This window comes from Enterobacter cloacae complex sp. AR_0002, assembly GCF_001922365.1.
GTDB classification, from domain to species: domain Bacteria; phylum Pseudomonadota; class Gammaproteobacteria; order Enterobacterales; family Enterobacteriaceae; genus Enterobacter; species Enterobacter hormaechei_C.
On sequence record NZ_CP018814.1, the window covers coordinates 3,071,319 to 3,087,022 of the forward strand.

Here is a 15,704-nt window from a genome sequence, read left to right on the forward strand (position 1 = left end):
AATGATGATAAACCAGCCAGATAGTTAGCGGCTAATTTATTTGACAGACGGGGCGAAAAAGCGGAGATCCAGGAGCGGTCGCCGGATGGCGCTGCGCTTATCCGGCCTACGGGTTTCCCCGCAGGCCAGCAGTCACGAAGATTATGCGTCGAACGGGTCGCGCAGGATCATCGTTTCAGTACGATCCGGGCCGGTAGAAATAATATCGATCGGCACTTCGGTCAGTTCTTCAATGCGCTTGATGTAGTCCAGCGCGGCTTTTGGCAGGCCACTACGCTCTTTCACACCGAAGGTGGTCTCAGACCAGCCCGGCATGGTTTCGTAGATTGGCTCAATGCCTTCCCAGTCGTCAGCAGCCAGCGGAGTGGTGGTCACTTCGCGGCCATCTGGCATGCGGTAGCCAACGCAGATTTTCACTTCTTTCAGGCCGTCCAGTACGTCCAGCTTGGTCAGGCAGAAGCCAGACAGGGAGTTGATCTGCACTGCGCGACGTACGGCAACGGCGTCCAGCCAGCCGGTACGACGACGACGACCGGTGGTCGCGCCAAACTCGTTACCCTGCTTGCAGAGGAACTCGCCGGTCTCATCAAACAGTTCGGTCGGGAATGGACCTGCACCCACGCGAGTGGAGTACGCTTTGATGATGCCCAGAACGTAATCCACATAACGTGGACCCAGGCCAGAGCCGGTCGCCACGCCACCCGCGGTGGTGTTAGAGGACGTAACGTACGGATAGGTTCCGTGGTCGATGTCCAGCAGGGTACCCTGCGCACCTTCGAACATGACGAAATCGCCACGCTTGCGCGCCTGGTCCAGCAGATCGGACACATCAACAACCATACCGGTCAGAATGTCTGCAATCGCCATGACGTCATCCAGCACTTTCTGGTAGTCAACGGCTTCGGCTTTATAGAAGTTCACCAGCTGGAAGTTGTGATATTCCATCACTTCTTTCAGTTTTTCAGCGAAGGTTGCTTTGTCGAAGAGGTCACCGACGCGCAGACCGCGACGAGCCACTTTATCTTCGTATGCCGGGCCGATGCCACGACCGGTAGTGCCGATCGCTTTCGCGCCACGCGCTTTTTCACGCGCCACGTCCAGCGCCACGTGATAGTCCAGGATCAGCGGGCAGGCTTCGGAGAGCAGCAGACGCTCACGAACAGGGATACCACGGTCTTCCAGACCTTTCATCTCTTTCATCAGCGCAGCAGGAGACAGCACAACGCCGTTACCGATGATGCTGGTGACGTTTTCGCGAAGAATGCCTGATGGAATAAGATGGAGGACGGTTTTTTCACCGTTGATTACGAGAGTATGGCCTGCGTTGTGACCGCCCTGGTAGCGTACAACATATTTAGCCCGTTCAGTCAGAAGATCAACAATCTTCCCTTTACCTTCGTCACCCCATTGGGTGCCCAGTACGACGACGTTGTTACCCATTTTTTTCAAAATCACCGTTTGCTTAAAAATGGATTCTACCATCGCTTTTTCAGATATACAGCACTTTTTGACCCTAAAATATGCCAATTGCGGTTAGTTTTTGATCAGCCAATCGTTTTCCTCAACATGTAGTAGATAACGATACCAGCAACCACAAGACCACCGCCAAAACGACGCAAAATATTATCCGGCAGTTGGCTCATGGTGGCGATCATCCGGCGCCATGCGCGCGGATAAAGCATCGGGCCGAGGCCTTCCAGCACCAAAACCAGGGCCAGCGCGAGCCAGATCGTTGAATTCATTTTTCATCCTTATAAAAGAAAACCACCGCTCCGTGAAGAGCGGTGGTTTGAATACTCAAACGAGCCTGAGTTTATCGCGTTGCGTTGGTCGGCGTCTTCATATAACGGAAGAAATCGCTGTCCGGGCTGAGCACCATCACATCCTGGTTGCTCTTGAAGCTATTCTCGTAAGCGCGCAGGCTACGAATGAAGGCATAGAAGTCCGGATCCTGGCTGAATGCATCAGCAAACAGTTTCGCGGCTTCCGCATCACCTTCACCGCGCAGGATACGACCCTGGCGCTCAGATTCCGCCAGCGTCTTGGTGACTTCATAGTCCGCTGCCGCGCGCAGTTTTTCCGCTTCTTCCTGACCCTGTGAACGGTGACGACGGGCTACCGCTTCACGCTCGGCGCGCATACGGTTGTAGATCGCCTCGGACACTTCCGCTGGCAGGTTGATCTGCTTGATGCGCACATCAACCACTTCGATGCCCAGCGCCGCCATACTGTTCGGGTTGATCACCGGCACTTTACCGTTGGTTTCAGCCTGAACACGTTCAGCCGCTTTGGCAATCGCATCGTCTGCCGCCGGGGTTTCAACTTCATCCTCGGTGCCCGCAGAGCCGGAGTTCAGCGCATCACGCACTTCCAGCGTCAGACGACCACGGGAGTCGGTCACAATGTCTTTCACATCCAGACGACCAATTTCAGAACGCAGACGGTCAGAGAACTTACGTTTCAGCAGCACTTCTGCCTGAGAAACGTCGCCACCCCCGGTTGCCAGGAAGTAGCGGCTGAAATCGCTGATGCGCCATTTGATATAGGAATCAACGATCAGGTCTTTCTTCTCTTTGGTCACGAAACGATCGGCCTGGTTATCCATGGTCTGGATACGCGCATCGAGCGTTTTCACTGACTGAATGAACGGGATCTTAAAGTGCAGACCCGGCTCATAAATCACCGGACGCTTGTCGCCGTCACGCACGACGCTGCTGAACTGGAACTTGATCCCACGCTCGCCCTCTTTCACCACAAAGATGGAGGTGTAGAGCACGACCAGTACAATGATGATGATCGCAATAACTGACTTACGCATCCTTATTCCCCCTGACGCTGGTAGTCGTTACGCTGCGCGTTGGCACGGCGTTGGTCCATAATGTCACCATCGTTCGAAGAAGGCGTTGTGTTCGCGCTGGCGCTGCCAGACGAGGCCGGTGGCAGACGCAGCAGGTTGTTCGCACCGCTGTTGTCTTTTGCTGCCGGTGCAGAACCGCCTTTCAGCATCTGATCCAGCGGCAGGACCATCAGGTTTCCGCCTTTGTTGTCGTTAACCAGCACTTTACGCGTATGGCTCAGCACTTTTTCCATGGTCTCGATATAGAGACGCTCACGGGTAATTTCCGGCGCGGCTTTATATTCCGGCAGGATCTTCGCGAAGCGAGCCACTTCACCCTGTGCTTCCAGGATGGTCTGGGTCTTATACGCACGCGCTTCTTCCAGAATACGCTGCGCCTGACCGTTTGCACGCGGCTGAACTTCGTTGGTGTACGCTTCCGCTTCACGGATGTACTGCTGTTCGTTTTCACGCGCGGCAATCGCATCGTCAAAGGCGGCTTTCACCTCTTCCGGCGGACGTGCAGCCTGGAAGTTGACGTCCAGCAGGGTGATACCCATGTTGTACGGACGGATGGTCTCTTCCAGCTCACGCTGGGTATCGCTACGAATAACGGTACGACCTTCGGTCAGGATACGGTCCATGGTGTATTTACCGATCACGCCACGCAGGGCGCTGTCGGTCGCCTGACGCAGGCTGTCATCGGCGCTGGTCACGCTAAACAGATAACGTTCCGGATCGGTCACGCGGTACTGTACGTTCATCTCAACGCGCACCACGTTCTCGTCAGAGGTCAACATCACGCCAGAGGCGGCCAGTTCACGGACGGACTCCACGTTAACCGCGGTCACGTCATCAATGAAGGTCGGCTTCCAGTTCAGGCCCGGTTCAACCAGATGGCTGAACTTACCGAAACGGGTGACCACACCGCGTTCTGCTTCTTTAATGGTGTAGAACCCGCTGGCTGCCCAGATGATTACTACCGCAGCGGCGACAATGCCCACCACGCGGCCACCCATTGGCGGGTGCGGACTCTGAGTGGAATTGCCACCCGAGCCAGAACCTTTTCCTCCGCCAAGGCCACCAAGCTTTTTGCTCAGTTTGCGGAAGATATCATCCAGATCCGGCGGCCCCTGCTCGCGACCACCTTTGTTGCCATTTCCCCCAGAGTTGCCGCCTTGATTATTGCTGCTTCCCCACGGGTCGCGGTCTTGTCCGTTATTACCGGGCTGATTCCACGCCATGTATATGCTCCATATTTGTTATGCAAGGGCGAATTTTTCAGGCTTCCCCTTTCTGATCAGACGATATAGTCCGCCAGCGCAGGTTCTTGTTTACAGAGGCGACGCCAGTCAACGATCGGCATACGCACCTGCATCCCCACGCTGCCGTCATCCTCCATCCACTCTTTTTCTATCGCCTGAAGCTGATAAAACCGGCTGCGCAGCCTGCCTTCCTGTGGCGGCAGTCGCAGCGTGTGCTGAGCTACCTCACCGGAAAGACGTTCTGTCAAAGCCTGGAAAAGCAGTGGCACACCAATCCCGGCCTGAGCAGACAGCCAGACCCGAATCGGTTTGTTCTCTTCGTCTCGGTCAATACGCGGTTCAAAATCGTCCAGCATATCGATCTTGTTCATCACCAACAGGGTAGGAATTTCGTGGGCGTCGATCTCTTCGAGCACCACGTTCACCGCGTCGATGTTCTCCTGCACGCGTACGTCAGCCGCATCAATCACATGCAGTAGCAGGGTCGCCTGACGCGTCTCCTGCAACGTCGCTTTAAACGCCGCGACCAGATCGTGCGGCAGATGGCGAATAAACCCTACGGTATCCGCCAGCACCGTTTCACCCACGTCTGCGACGTCAATACGGCGCAGGGTTGGGTCCAGGGTCGCAAACAGCTGGTCTGCGGCATACACCTGGGCCTCGGTTATCTGGTTAAACAGAGTGGATTTACCGGCGTTGGTATAGCCCACCAGCGACACCGTTGGGATGTCAGCTTTCGTTCGCGCCCGACGCCCCTGCTCGCGCTGTTTCTCTACACGTTCCAGACGTGAAAGGATCTGGGTAATACGCCCACGCAGTAAACGGCGGTCGGTTTCGAGCTGGGTTTCACCCGGGCCGCGCAAACCAATCCCGCCTTTTTGTCTTTCAAGGTGTGTCCAGCCACGCACCAGACGCGTCGCCAGATGGCGCAACTGCGCCAGCTCAACCTGCAACTTACCCTCGTGGGTACGCGCACGCTGAGCAAAAATATCTAAGATCAACCCCGTGCGATCGATAACACGGCATTCGCAGAGAGCTTCCAGGTTACGTTCCTGAGCCGGAGACAGCGCATGATCAAACAGCACAACAGATGCGCCGGTTGCTTTTACGGCATCCGCAATTTCTACTGCTTTACCTTCACCTACAAAATACTTCGGGTGCGGCGCTTTACGGCTACCGGTAATCACCTGCATTGCTTCGACACCGGCGGAAGAGACCAGAGATTCAAACTCCTGGAGGTCTTCCATATCTTTGTCTTGCGAAAAATAGATGTGTACCAGCACCGCCTGCTCACCGGCGTCATAACGGTCAAACAAGCGTAAACCTCTCTAAAAAGATCAGCGGGGAACGCAGGATCCCTGGCTCCCCGTGTGGATAACAGCCCAAAACCTTATTCGGTTTCTTCGCTGTCCTGCGCTGGTGTTGAAGAACCCTGCGCGTTGCTGCCGTGATGGTAGTTACTGCCAGTGCCGCCGCCAGCGTTATTGCTGTGATGAGATACCGGACGGGACGGAACAACAGTAGAAATCGCGTGCTTATAGACCATCTGGCTGACCGTGTTTTTCAACAGGATCACGAACTGATCGAAAGACTCAATCTGACCTTGCAGCTTAATACCATTCACCAAATAAATAGAAACTGGAACACGCTCCCGACGCAATGCGTTCAGGAACGGATCTTGTAAAGATTGCCCCTTAGCCATTCTATCTTTTCCTTATATGCTTGTTTTGTACTTAGAACCTTGCGATTCTGAAAAATTGCGCACGATACGGCTTAATTGTACACATTCAGTCAGCGATATCACCAATAACCTCAATCACTTCGTTTAACGCCTGTTGTGGTTTTTCACTGTCTAACCAGTGAACCCCCTTCCAACCGCGTAACCAGGTGATCTGGCGCTTCGCTAACTGTCTCGTGGCGCAAACACCTCGATAAACCATTTCATCGTATGAAATCTCGCCTTCAAGATACGACCACATCTGGCGGTACCCCACACAACGAATGGAAGGCATGTCCGTATGCAAATCTCCACGGGCAAAAAGCGCCCGCACTTCTGCTTCAAAATCTGAAGCCAACATCTGATGAAAACGCTGCTCAATTCGTTGATGGAGCAGTTCACGGCTCGCCGGGGCGATGGCGAACTGATGCACCTGATACGGCAGAGCGTCTCCTGACGTTTGCGTCAGTTCCGTTAAAGTTTTACCCGAAATGAAAAAAACTTCCAGTGCCCGGGAAAGCCTTTGCGGATCGTTTGGGTGGATCCGCGCTGCGGCAACCGGGTCAATCTCTTCCAGTTGCCTGTGCAAAACGTCCCACCCCTGCTCTGCCGCCTGCCGCTCAATCTTCGCTCTCACTTCCGGATCGGCCGATGGCAGAGGCGATAACCCCTCCAGCAGCGCCTTAAAGTAGAGCATCGTGCCGCCAACTAACAGCGGTATGCGTCCCGCGGCGGTAATCTCGGCCATCTCGGCTAAGGCGTCGCGGCGAAAATCTGCCGCGGAGTAAGCCTGTGCCGGGTCGAGAATATCCAGTAAACGGTGCGGTGCCGCACGCAGTTCGTCTGCGTTGGGCTTCGCCGTGCCGATGTCCATCCCTCGGTAGATGAGGGCTGAATCAACGCTAATCAACTCTACTGGCAAAACTTTACGTAACTCAATGGCTAACGCCGTTTTGCCGGAGGCCGTTGGCCCCATTAGAAAAATCGCCTTTGGCAGGCTCGCCTTACTTACATCAGTCATGTTTCAGGGCGGTCATCGCCGTTTGTAAATCAACAGGTTGTAACAAGCCACCTGGAGGTGCTTTCACCAGCTGTGGACAGAGGCGCTCTACCTCCGCCAGAACGGTAATCGCCTGCGCCATACTCCACGGCGAATGTTCGCTGGCCAGATGGCGGGCGATCCACTGCGCGGTATCGGCGGCATCAAACGTCGTTTGCTGCGCCAGGTAGCCTATCAGTTCAGGAATCAAGTTTTGTAAATTTTGTTGGCGTAAGGGTAAAGGCACTGCGCGAATTGTCACATGCTGCGCGTCCAGTACGATTTCAATCCCCATTTCGGCCAGTTGCGTCTGCACGCGCCGCAAAACCCCTGTTTCTTCAGGGGTTATTTTCAGGCGAACGGGAATCAACAGCGGCTGCGCGCAGGCGGCATTCACCCCCGGAGTTAACTGCGCCTGTTTGAGCCAGCGCTCCGCCACGGAAAGCGCCAGCAACAGGAGTTTACCTTCGCGTTCAAGCAATGCCATGTCGGGGGCAATAATGGTTAATACCCGACCAAAACTCTGGCTATGCCCATCCAGAGAGGGGGGTGAAACCGTGATGTGCTCTTTATGCTCAACGGACGGGGTATCCAGCAGCTTGCGGTACAGCGCCCCCTGCTGTTTATGATAGCCCGGCTGAGCGTTGGGATAGTTGGCACCGGTTGGTCGCGGCGCGTTGCCCGCCGGGGATAAACGTGGAGCAGCCGGCTCGCGCGCGACCGCCGGTTCGGCAAAATGGTTACGCCCGGCCGCCACGCGGTTTTCCGGCAGTGGGCGCGGCGCGGGCTCTTCTTTTGCCAGCGGCAACTCTGGCTCTGCCTGCTGCTGCAATACAGCGGCAACGCCCTGGTAGATGAAATCATGCACCAGGCGCGACTGGTGGAAACGCACCTCGTGCTTGGCGGGGTGCACGTTAACGTCAACCTGGTGCGGGTCGATCTCCAGATAAAGCACAAAGGCGGGCTGTTGATCGGCGCCGAGCTTATCTTCGCAGGCCTGTCGAATAGCGTGGTTAATCAGGCGGTCGCGCATCATGCGGCCGTTGACGTAGCAATACTGAATTTCAGCAAAAGCGGCGCTGCTGGCGTTCGGATCGGCAACCCAGCCACGCAAGGTCAGATCGCCATGCTGCCACTCAATGGCCAGCGCTTTTTCCAGGAACGGTGTGCCGCAGATAGCGCCCAGCCGACGCTCTTTTTGCCCGCCTTCCGCCACTGCGCGATACTGGCGCATCACTTTGCCGTTATGGCTAAGGTTGATCGTGACATCAAAGCGCGCCAGCGCGATGCGGCGGATGATCTCGTCGATATGTCCGAATTCGGTCTTCTCGGTTCGCATAAACTTGCGCCGGGCGGGCGTGTTATAGAAGAGATCCAGCACTTCAAGCGTGGTGCCTACCGGGTGCGCCGCAGGTTTAACCGTGACGTCCATATCACGCCCTTCGGCGTAGGCCTGCCAGGCTTCCTGCTGGTCGGCCGTGCGGGAGGTCAACGTTAAGCGGGAAACGGAGCTGATACTGGCCAGCGCTTCGCCGCGAAAACCCAGGCTTATAATCGCTTCCAGATCGTCAAGTGAGGCAATTTTACTGGTGGCATGACGCGCCAGCGCCAGCGCCAGTTCGTCCTTTTTGATTCCACAGCCGTTATCACGAATGCGGATAAGCTTTGCGCCCCCGCGTTCGATATCGATATCAATGCGGGTCGCCCCTGCATCGAGGCTGTTTTCCACCAGTTCCTTCACCACCGACGCAGGGCGTTCCACCACCTCACCGGCGGCGATTTGGTTCGCGAGCTGCGGCGGTAGAACCTGAATCGGCATGAACTCTCCTTAATTAGTCGCGGTCATTTCACCCGGCAGCGCGGCGCTTGCCGTCTGGGCTGCCCCGCCCTGCGGCGCAGACTGAAGCGGATGCGCGTCAAAGTATTTACGCAGACCGTTATAAATCGCTTCGGCAATTTGCTGCTGATAGCTGTCGCTTCCCAGTAAACGCTCTTCACCATGGTTACTGATAAAGCCCGTCTCTACCAGAATCGACGGGATATCCGGCGAACGCAGGACACCAAGGCTTGCATGCTCCGGGCGACGCTTATGCAGCGATCCAATGCTTTGCAGCTGGCTCAGTACGTTAGTGGCGACATCATACCCGACGCGCTGAGAATGACCGAACTGTAAATCCAGTACCGCCTGGCTGAGATACGGATCGGCCTGGCTGTTTGCCAGCACATCGCCTGCCCCACCTAACAGTTCAGATTGCTTCTCGTGCTCTTCAAGCCAGTTCGCCATTTCACTGTTGGCTCGACGGTTCGACAGCACCCATACCGACGCGCCGGTGGCGTTACGGTTCGGCGCAGCATCCGCGTGAATCGACACCAGGAAGTTGGCGTTTTGCTTACGCGCCACATCCGAGCGTCCCATCACTGAAATAAAGTAATCTCCGTCGCGGGTCATGACCCCTTTAAACATCGGATCGTCATTCAGAAGCGCACGCAGCTTACGGGCAATGGCGATAGTGACGTTTTTCTCCCGCGTGCCGCCCGGGCCAATCGCGCCAGGATCTTGCCCGCCGTGTCCGGCGTCGATGGCGATAATCACTTTGTCGCCACTGACCGGTGTTCGCCGCGCGCTGACCGCCGGACGCGTCACCGTGTTGCTGCTGGTCACGGCGGTAAGTCGGTCATTTTGTGATTTAAACGGATTACGGGCTGGCTCAGACGGCCTTGGGGTATAAACCGGCGCTTCCACGCGTTTTGCTACAACAGGTGCAGGCGGTGGCGGCGGCGGAACATCAGCATTAATGGTAAAGACCACCGTATAATTGGCGCCGTTTTGCTGCTTAACCGCCTTCGTTTTGCCCTTTTCGGTGAGATCGACCACCAGACGCAGAGACTGCGTATCCTTCGGCGTTCCCGAACGGATGCTTTTCACCAGATTGTTGCCGCTGAACTGGAGCGGCAGCCCCTGGATCACCCCGGTCTGTTTAATATCGAGCGCCACGCTGCGGCTGTCGATTTGTGAGAAAGCATATTCAGGATCGCCCATAAAGCTGAACGTAATGCGGGCCTGGCTATCGCCATTCGACACCTGAATATCCGAGAGGCTGGCCGCCCCGACCTGCGCGCACAGCAGGACCGTGGCAGCCAGCACCCAACCTTTAACGCGATTAATCATCCCGTTATCCCTACGCTCAACCGGCTAAACGCGCCAGTAAGGAACAGCCTGATGAGGAAACCGCACTGATGCGTGCCTCACGCCCTTGTGCCTGGTAATCTAAGTGAATTTCGACATCCGGGTCAGGCAGCACACCCGCACCTTGTTGCGGCCACTCCACCAGGCAGATGGCGTCGTTGGCAAAGTAATCGCGGATCCCCATAAATTCCAGCTCCTCCGGGTCCGCAAGACGATATAAATCAAAGTGGTACACCATGATATTTTCAAGCGTGTACGGTTCCACCAGCGTGTAGGTCGGGCTTTTTACGTTCCCGTTATGGCCTAACGCCTGCAAAAAGCCACGGCTGAAGGTTGTTTTACCCGCGCCTAAATCACCATACAGATAAATGACGGTCGCCCCCTGACAGGCCTGCGCCACGCGCTTGCCGAGATCTAAAGTGGCTTGTTCATCAGGTAAAGGAATCGCTCGATTAGTCATTTTCTACGTCAATCACATCCGGGTTAACAACACGCCGCAGCGTGCAAAAAAGATCGGTGGCCAGCATACCGCGCGTTCCGTAACGAGCAGCCAGCCTGTCAGCCGCCGCACCGTGGGCCACGCAGCCCGCACAGGCTGCATCATAAGGGGGAAGTTTCTGTCCGAGCAATGCGCCAATGATGCCGGAGAGCACATCGCCCATGCCGCCGCTCGCCATGCCTGCATTACCGGCATCAACGATGCCCATCGCATCATCGCTGGCGATAACGGTTCCCGCCCCTTTCAAAACGGCAACACCTCCGTAACGTTTTACCAGACGTTGGGCTGAAAGTAAGCGATCGCTTTCAATTTCTGCCACGCTACAGTTAAGCAGCCGTGCGGCTTCGCCGGGGTGCGGCGTCAGAATGCGATTGTGACGCTTATCCGGGTTTATTGCCAGAAGGTTAAGCGCGTCGGCATCCCAGAGCATCGGTTTACGAAAATTCTCGGCCTTTTGCAGGGCCTGTTTACCCCACTCCTGCTGACCCAGGCCCGGACCAATGACCACCACGTCCGCCCACTCAAGCCCCTCTTCAATCGCCTGCGGGGTAAGCTCGTGGACCATCAGCTCCGGCCGCGCGGTAATAATGGGCGGAATGTTTTCGCTGCGGGTCAGCACGCGTATTAATCCGCCGCCGCTGCGCAACGCGGCCTCTCCGGTCATTCGAATCGCACCTGCCGTGCCATGATCGCCACCAATAATCAGCAGTCGGCCATGGTCACCCTTATGGGAGGTGGGACGACGCGGCGGTAGCCACTGTGCAAGCTGGGAGGCATCAAAGCGGGTGATGTGGGTATCCTGTCCGATCAGCCAGTTTTCCAGCCCCAGGGCGTTGTGGTGTAACGTGCCCACGACATCCCGCGCTTTCCCGGTAAGCAGCCCCGGCTTCAGGGCGATAAAGGTCACGGTGTGCGCCGCCTCAATCGACACGCCCGGCGTCGCGCCGGTTTGTGCCATCAGGCCGGAGGGAATATCCAGCGCTACCACCGGGGCGGGGTGCGCATTAGCGCGCGTAATCAGCGCGGCGACGTCATCGCGAGGCGCGCGCATCAGTCCCGTCCCCAGCAGACCATCAACAATCACGTCGACATCCTCGGGCCAGATAATATCAGGCGCATGAATAATGCCCCCCGCATTCAGCCAGGCCTCTCTCGCCATGCCAGCCTCTTCCGGTAGCGGCTTGTCGCTCTCCAGCGTCATCAGGGTGACGCGCAGCCCCGCCGCCACCGCAAGACGAGCCACCACATAGCCATCGCCACCGTTATTGCCGTGCCCGCACAGGATCAGATAGTGCGAGGCATCAGGATAAGCCGTGCGCGCCACGTTAAACGCCGCCTCGCCCGCGCGCTGCATCAGTTCGTAAAGGGTAATGCCGAGGCTATCTGCGGCCTCTTTCTCGGCCCGACGGAGGTCATCCGCATGCCAGATGGAATGTGGTATACTTGCGGGGTTTTTCTTCACAGTATGGTCCGTCATGTCACAGCCCCTCGATCTCAATGAATTAGCGCAAAAAATAAAACAGTGGGGTGCTGAACTGGGCTTCCAGAAGGTCGGTATTACTGACACCGACCTCTCTGCCAGTGAGCCTAAGCTCCAGGCATGGCTGGATAAACAATACCACGGCGAGATGGAGTGGATGGCGCGTCACGGTATGATGCGTGCCCGCCCCCACGAGCTGTTGCCGGGTACGCTGCGCGTTATTAGCGTACGCATGAACTATCTGCCCGCTAACGCGGCCTTTGCGCGCACGCTAAAAAATCCCTCTCTGGGTTACGTCAGCCGATACGCGCTGGGGCGTGATTACCACAAACTTCTGCGCAACCGTCTAAAAAAGCTCGGGGAAACCATTCAGCAGCACTGTGTTTCGCTGAATTTTAGACCCTTTGTCGATTCTGCGCCTATTCTTGAGCGCCCGATCGCCGAAAAAGCCGGGCTCGGCTGGACAGGTAAGCACTCACTTATCTTAAGCCGCGACGCGGGCTCATTCTTTTTCCTGGGTGAACTACTGATTGATTTACCTCTTCCGGTAGACAGTCCGGTGGAAGAAGGTTGTGGCCGCTGTGTGGCCTGTATGACCATCTGCCCGACGGGCGCGATTGTCGAACCGTATACCGTTGATGCGCGCCGCTGTATCTCTTATCTCACTATCGAGCTGGAAGGCGCTATTCCAGAGGAGTTTCGTCCGCTTATTGGCAACCGCATCTACGGCTGTGATGACTGTCAGCTGATTTGTCCGTGGAACCGTTATTCACAGTTGACGGACGAAGAAGACTTCAGTCCGCGCAAGGCGTTACATGCCTCGCAGTTGATCGAACTGTTCGCCTGGAGCGAAGCCTGGTTCCTGAAGGTGACGGAGGGTTCCGCCATACGTCGTATCGGCCACCTGCGCTGGCTGCGTAATGTGGCCGTTGCGCTGGGGAATGCCCCGTGGGATGAGGCAAATCTTCAGGCGCTCGAAAGCCGCAGAGGTGAGCACCCACTTCTTGATGAGCACATAGAATGGGCGATTGCGCAGCAAATTGAGAAGCGAAATGCAGGCATAGTTGAAGTGCAGTTACCGAAGAAACAGCGTCTGGTCAGGGTGATTGAAAAAGGGCTGCCGCGGGATGTGTGATATATTCACAGGCTGTGAGTAAAAATAAGAATTCAGGCGCCATCAGCTCTGGCAAACAGGTCAAGTGATCTCAATAACATTTTGAAATCAAATTTTCTTCATAAATTACAGGGAATTACGAAGATATTATTCACCCTGCTAACATTTCGTACAGACTGATTTTATCACGGTTTCTGTGGATAACTCTGTTCACAAGAGTATTTCAGATACAACAGAAAACGTCCCCAACGAAGCACTTCGCTGTGGATAATCTGGAGATGAAGAAGAATTTGGAGCGGGAAACGAGACTCGAACTCGCGACCCCGACCTTGGCAAGGTCGTGCTCTACCAACTGAGCTATTCCCGCTTGGGTGTTCTGGTGCTATGCGTATCTTGCGATACTTTCAAATTTTGGAGCGGGAAACGAGACTCGAACTCGCGACCCCGACCTTGGCAAGGTCGTGCTCTACCAACTGAGCTATTCCCGCTTGGGTGTTCTGGTGCTGGCGTATCTTGCGATACTTTTCAAATTTTGGAGCGGGAAACGAGACTCGAACTCGCGACCCCGACCTTGGCAAGGTCGTGCTCTACCAACTGAGCTATTCCCGCAAATCTGTACTGCTTTTGTTGCTGTCGTAACGTGTAATTCTCTGTCGTTACGGGAGGCGCATTATACGAGAAATCCGTTTAGCTGCAACCCCCCTCAAAGCGATTTTTTTGAAATTCAGTTCAAGTGCTTATTTAATCGGCAAGCTGAACAATTTAGCGACAAAAATCCGGCCACGCAAGGCGCCGGATCGCAAAATCAGAGCTTAATAAAGTTTTCGCGATAGTACGCCAGCTCCGCAACAGACTCACGGATGTCGTCCATCGCCTGGTGCGTCCCCTGCTTTGTGAAGCCGTCGAGAATTTCCGGTTTCCAGCGGCGGGCCAGCTCTTTCAGGGTGCTCACATCCAGATAGCGGTAGTGGAAGTAGGACTCCAGCTCCGGCATGTACTTAAACAGGAAACGACGATCCTGACCAATGCTGTTGCCACAGATAGGCGATTTTCCTGCCGGCACCCACTGCTTCAGAAATTCAAGCGTCGCCAGCTCCGCTTCGCGGTCGCCCAGGGTGCTGGCCTTCACGCGTTCCACCAGCCCGCTGCCGGTATGGGTACGCACGTTCCACTCATCCATCAGCGCAAGCTGGTCATCGGACTGGTGCACGGCAATCGTTGGGCCTTCCGCCAGAATATTGAGGTTGGCATCGGTGACCAGTGTGGCGATCTCAATAATGCGATCGCGCTCGGGATCAAGGCCGGTCATCTCCAGATCGATCCAAATCAGGTTGTTTTCGTCCGCGCTCATGTTATTTTCCACCCTTCTCGCATAACCGGCAGTAGCAGGTTAACTAGTATTAATTAGAGTGTATCATAGAGGTTTTGCCCGCTACGGGCGACCAGGAGCCAGCGCGATTGAGTAAAAATAAACTCTCCAAAGGGCAGCAGCGCCGCGTGAATGCAAATCACCAGCGCCGTCTTAAAACCACTACGGAGAAGCCCGATTACGACGACAACCTGTTTGGCGAAGCGACAGAAGGCGTTGTGATTAGCCGCTTCGGCATGCACGCCGATGTCGAATCTGCCGACGGGGATATCCACCGTTGCAATATCCGTCGCACCATCCGTTCCCTGGTGACCGGTGACCGCGTGGTCTGGCGTCCGGGCAAGGAGGCGGCGGAAGGGGTAACGGTTAAAGGCATCGTTGAAGCCGTGCATGAACGCACGTCGGTTCTGACCCGTCCGGATTTCTACGACGGCGTGAAGCCCATTGCCGCCAACATTAACCAGATCGTGATCGTTTCGGCGATTTTGCCTGAGCTTTCACTCAACATTATTGACCGTTATCTGGTGGCCTGCGAAACGCTACAGGTTGAGCCGCTTATCGTGCTGAATAAAATCGATCTGCTGGATGACGAGGCCATGGCCTTTGTCAATGAGCAGATGGATATTTACCGCAACATTGGCTATCGCGTGTTGATGGTGTCCAGCCGCACCAAAGACGGCCTGAAGCCGCTGGAAGATGCGCTAACCGACCGCATCAGCATCTTTGCAGGGCAGTCCGGCGTGGGTAAATCCAGTCTGCTTAACAATTTGCTCGGCCTTCAGCAGGAGATCCTGACCAACGATGTGTCGGACGTCTCCGGGCTGGGCCAGCACACCACCACCGCCTCACGTCTCTATCACTTCCCGCACGGCGGCGATGTGATTGACTCCCCGGGCGTGCGTGAATTTGGTCTCTGGCACCTCGAGCCGGAACAAATCTTTAACGGATTTGTCGAATTCCATGACTATTTAGGCGCTTGCAAATACCGCGACTGTAAACATGACAACGATCCGGGCTGCGCCATCCGCGAAGCGGTGGAGAACGGTGAAATTGCGGAAACCCGTTTCGAAAATTACCACCGCATTCTCGAAAGCATGGATCAGGTAAAAACGCGTAAAAACTTTTCTGATTCTGATAACTGACAACTAAGCTAAGCGTCGCTAAAATCGTCCCCTTTTTTTCAGGTTCCGGCAGCGTA

The 15,704-nt window shown here is 55.6% G+C and carries 14 protein-coding genes and 3 tRNA genes; 2 read left to right on the forward strand and 15 right to left on the reverse strand.

Annotated features, from left to right (window positions below):
• Nucleotides 1-141 precede the first annotated feature (141 nt).
• The 11 genes from AM329_RS15125 to nnr form a co-directional block, all read right to left on the reverse strand.
• On the reverse strand, nt 142-1,440 hold the full coding sequence (locus AM329_RS15125) for an adenylosuccinate synthase (RefSeq protein WP_003855997.1): 1,299 nt from the start codon (nt 1,438-1,440) through the stop codon (nt 142-144).
• Between the two features lie 104 nt (nt 1,441-1,544).
• On the reverse strand, nt 1,545-1,742 hold the full coding sequence (locus AM329_RS15130) for a DUF2065 domain-containing protein (RefSeq protein ID WP_003855996.1): 198 nt from the start codon (nt 1,740-1,742) through the stop codon (nt 1,545-1,547).
• Nucleotides 1,743-1,813: 71 nt separating this feature from the next.
• On the reverse strand, nt 1,814-2,818 hold the full coding sequence (hflC, locus tag AM329_RS15135; protein WP_003855994.1) for a protease modulator HflC: 1,005 nt from the start codon (nt 2,816-2,818) through the stop codon (nt 1,814-1,816).
• A 2-nt stretch (nt 2,819-2,820) separates the two neighbouring features.
• Nucleotides 2,821-4,080: an FtsH protease activity modulator HflK gene (gene hflK, locus AM329_RS15140; protein ID WP_032608356.1), complete on the reverse strand. Its 1,260-nt coding sequence runs from the start codon at nt 4,078-4,080 to the stop codon at nt 2,821-2,823.
• A 56-nt stretch (nt 4,081-4,136) separates the two neighbouring features.
• Entirely contained in the window at nt 4,137-5,417 is a 1,281-nt protein-coding gene (hflX, locus tag AM329_RS15145; RefSeq protein WP_003855991.1) for a ribosome rescue GTPase HflX, read from the reverse strand.
• Between the two features lie 74 nt (nt 5,418-5,491).
• Nucleotides 5,492-5,803 (reverse strand): RNA chaperone Hfq, encoded by a 312-nt coding sequence (hfq, locus tag AM329_RS15150; RefSeq protein WP_003855990.1) that lies wholly within the window; start codon nt 5,801-5,803, stop codon nt 5,492-5,494.
• Nucleotides 5,804-5,888: 85 nt separating this feature from the next.
• Nucleotides 5,889-6,839: a tRNA (adenosine(37)-N6)-dimethylallyltransferase MiaA gene (gene miaA, locus AM329_RS15155; protein ID WP_003855989.1), complete on the reverse strand. Its 951-nt coding sequence runs from the start codon at nt 6,837-6,839 to the stop codon at nt 5,889-5,891.
• A complete protein-coding gene (gene mutL, locus AM329_RS15160) occupies nt 6,832-8,676 on the reverse strand; it encodes a DNA mismatch repair endonuclease MutL (RefSeq protein WP_032608354.1) in 1,845 nt (614 codons plus the stop codon). Before mutL ends, miaA begins: the two co-directional genes overlap by 8 nt.
• Before the next feature lie 9 nt (nt 8,677-8,685).
• On the reverse strand, nt 8,686-10,026 hold the full coding sequence (gene amiB / locus AM329_RS15165) for an N-acetylmuramoyl-L-alanine amidase AmiB (RefSeq protein WP_003855985.1): 1,341 nt from the start codon (nt 10,024-10,026) through the stop codon (nt 8,686-8,688).
• A 16-nt stretch (nt 10,027-10,042) separates the two neighbouring features.
• Entirely contained in the window at nt 10,043-10,504 is a 462-nt protein-coding gene (tsaE, locus tag AM329_RS15170; protein WP_003855970.1) for a tRNA (adenosine(37)-N6)-threonylcarbamoyltransferase complex ATPase subunit type 1 TsaE, read from the reverse strand.
• The gene (nnr, locus tag AM329_RS15175; RefSeq protein ID WP_032608353.1) at nt 10,497-12,020 is read right to left on the reverse strand and encodes a bifunctional ADP-dependent NAD(P)H-hydrate dehydratase/NAD(P)H-hydrate epimerase; all 1,524 of its coding nucleotides are present in this window, start codon (nt 12,018-12,020) and stop codon (nt 10,497-10,499) included. Before nnr ends, tsaE begins: the two co-directional genes overlap by 8 nt.
• On the opposite strand from nnr, the gene queG reads away from it, so the two are divergent.
• Nucleotides 12,019-13,158 carry a tRNA epoxyqueuosine(34) reductase QueG gene (gene queG, locus AM329_RS15180; RefSeq protein WP_032608352.1) on the forward strand — a complete coding sequence of 380 codons (1,140 nt, stop codon included), beginning with the start codon at nt 12,019-12,021 and terminating at the stop codon, nt 13,156-13,158. The two genes, nnr and queG, sit on opposite strands and share 2 nt — an antisense overlap.
• A gap of 270 nt (nt 13,159-13,428) precedes the next feature.
• Here the strand turns inward: queG and AM329_RS15185 are convergent.
• From AM329_RS15185 to orn, 4 genes are all read right to left on the reverse strand, one after another.
• Nucleotides 13,429-13,504: transfer RNA gene (locus AM329_RS15185), tRNA-Gly, on the reverse strand.
• A 45-nt stretch (nt 13,505-13,549) separates the two neighbouring features.
• A tRNA-Gly gene (locus tag AM329_RS15190) sits at nt 13,550-13,625 on the reverse strand.
• Between the two features lie 45 nt (nt 13,626-13,670).
• Nucleotides 13,671-13,746: transfer RNA gene (locus AM329_RS15195), tRNA-Gly, on the reverse strand.
• Between the two features lie 196 nt (nt 13,747-13,942).
• A complete protein-coding gene (gene orn, locus AM329_RS15200) occupies nt 13,943-14,488 on the reverse strand; it encodes an oligoribonuclease (protein ID WP_003855965.1) in 546 nt (181 codons plus the stop codon).
• A 107-nt stretch (nt 14,489-14,595) separates the two neighbouring features.
• Between orn and rsgA the strand changes: the two genes are divergently transcribed.
• Nucleotides 14,596-15,648 (forward strand): small ribosomal subunit biogenesis GTPase RsgA, encoded by a 1,053-nt coding sequence (gene rsgA, locus AM329_RS15205; protein ID WP_003855964.1) that lies wholly within the window; start codon nt 14,596-14,598, stop codon nt 15,646-15,648.
• The last annotated feature ends 56 nt before the right edge of the window (nt 15,649-15,704 follow it).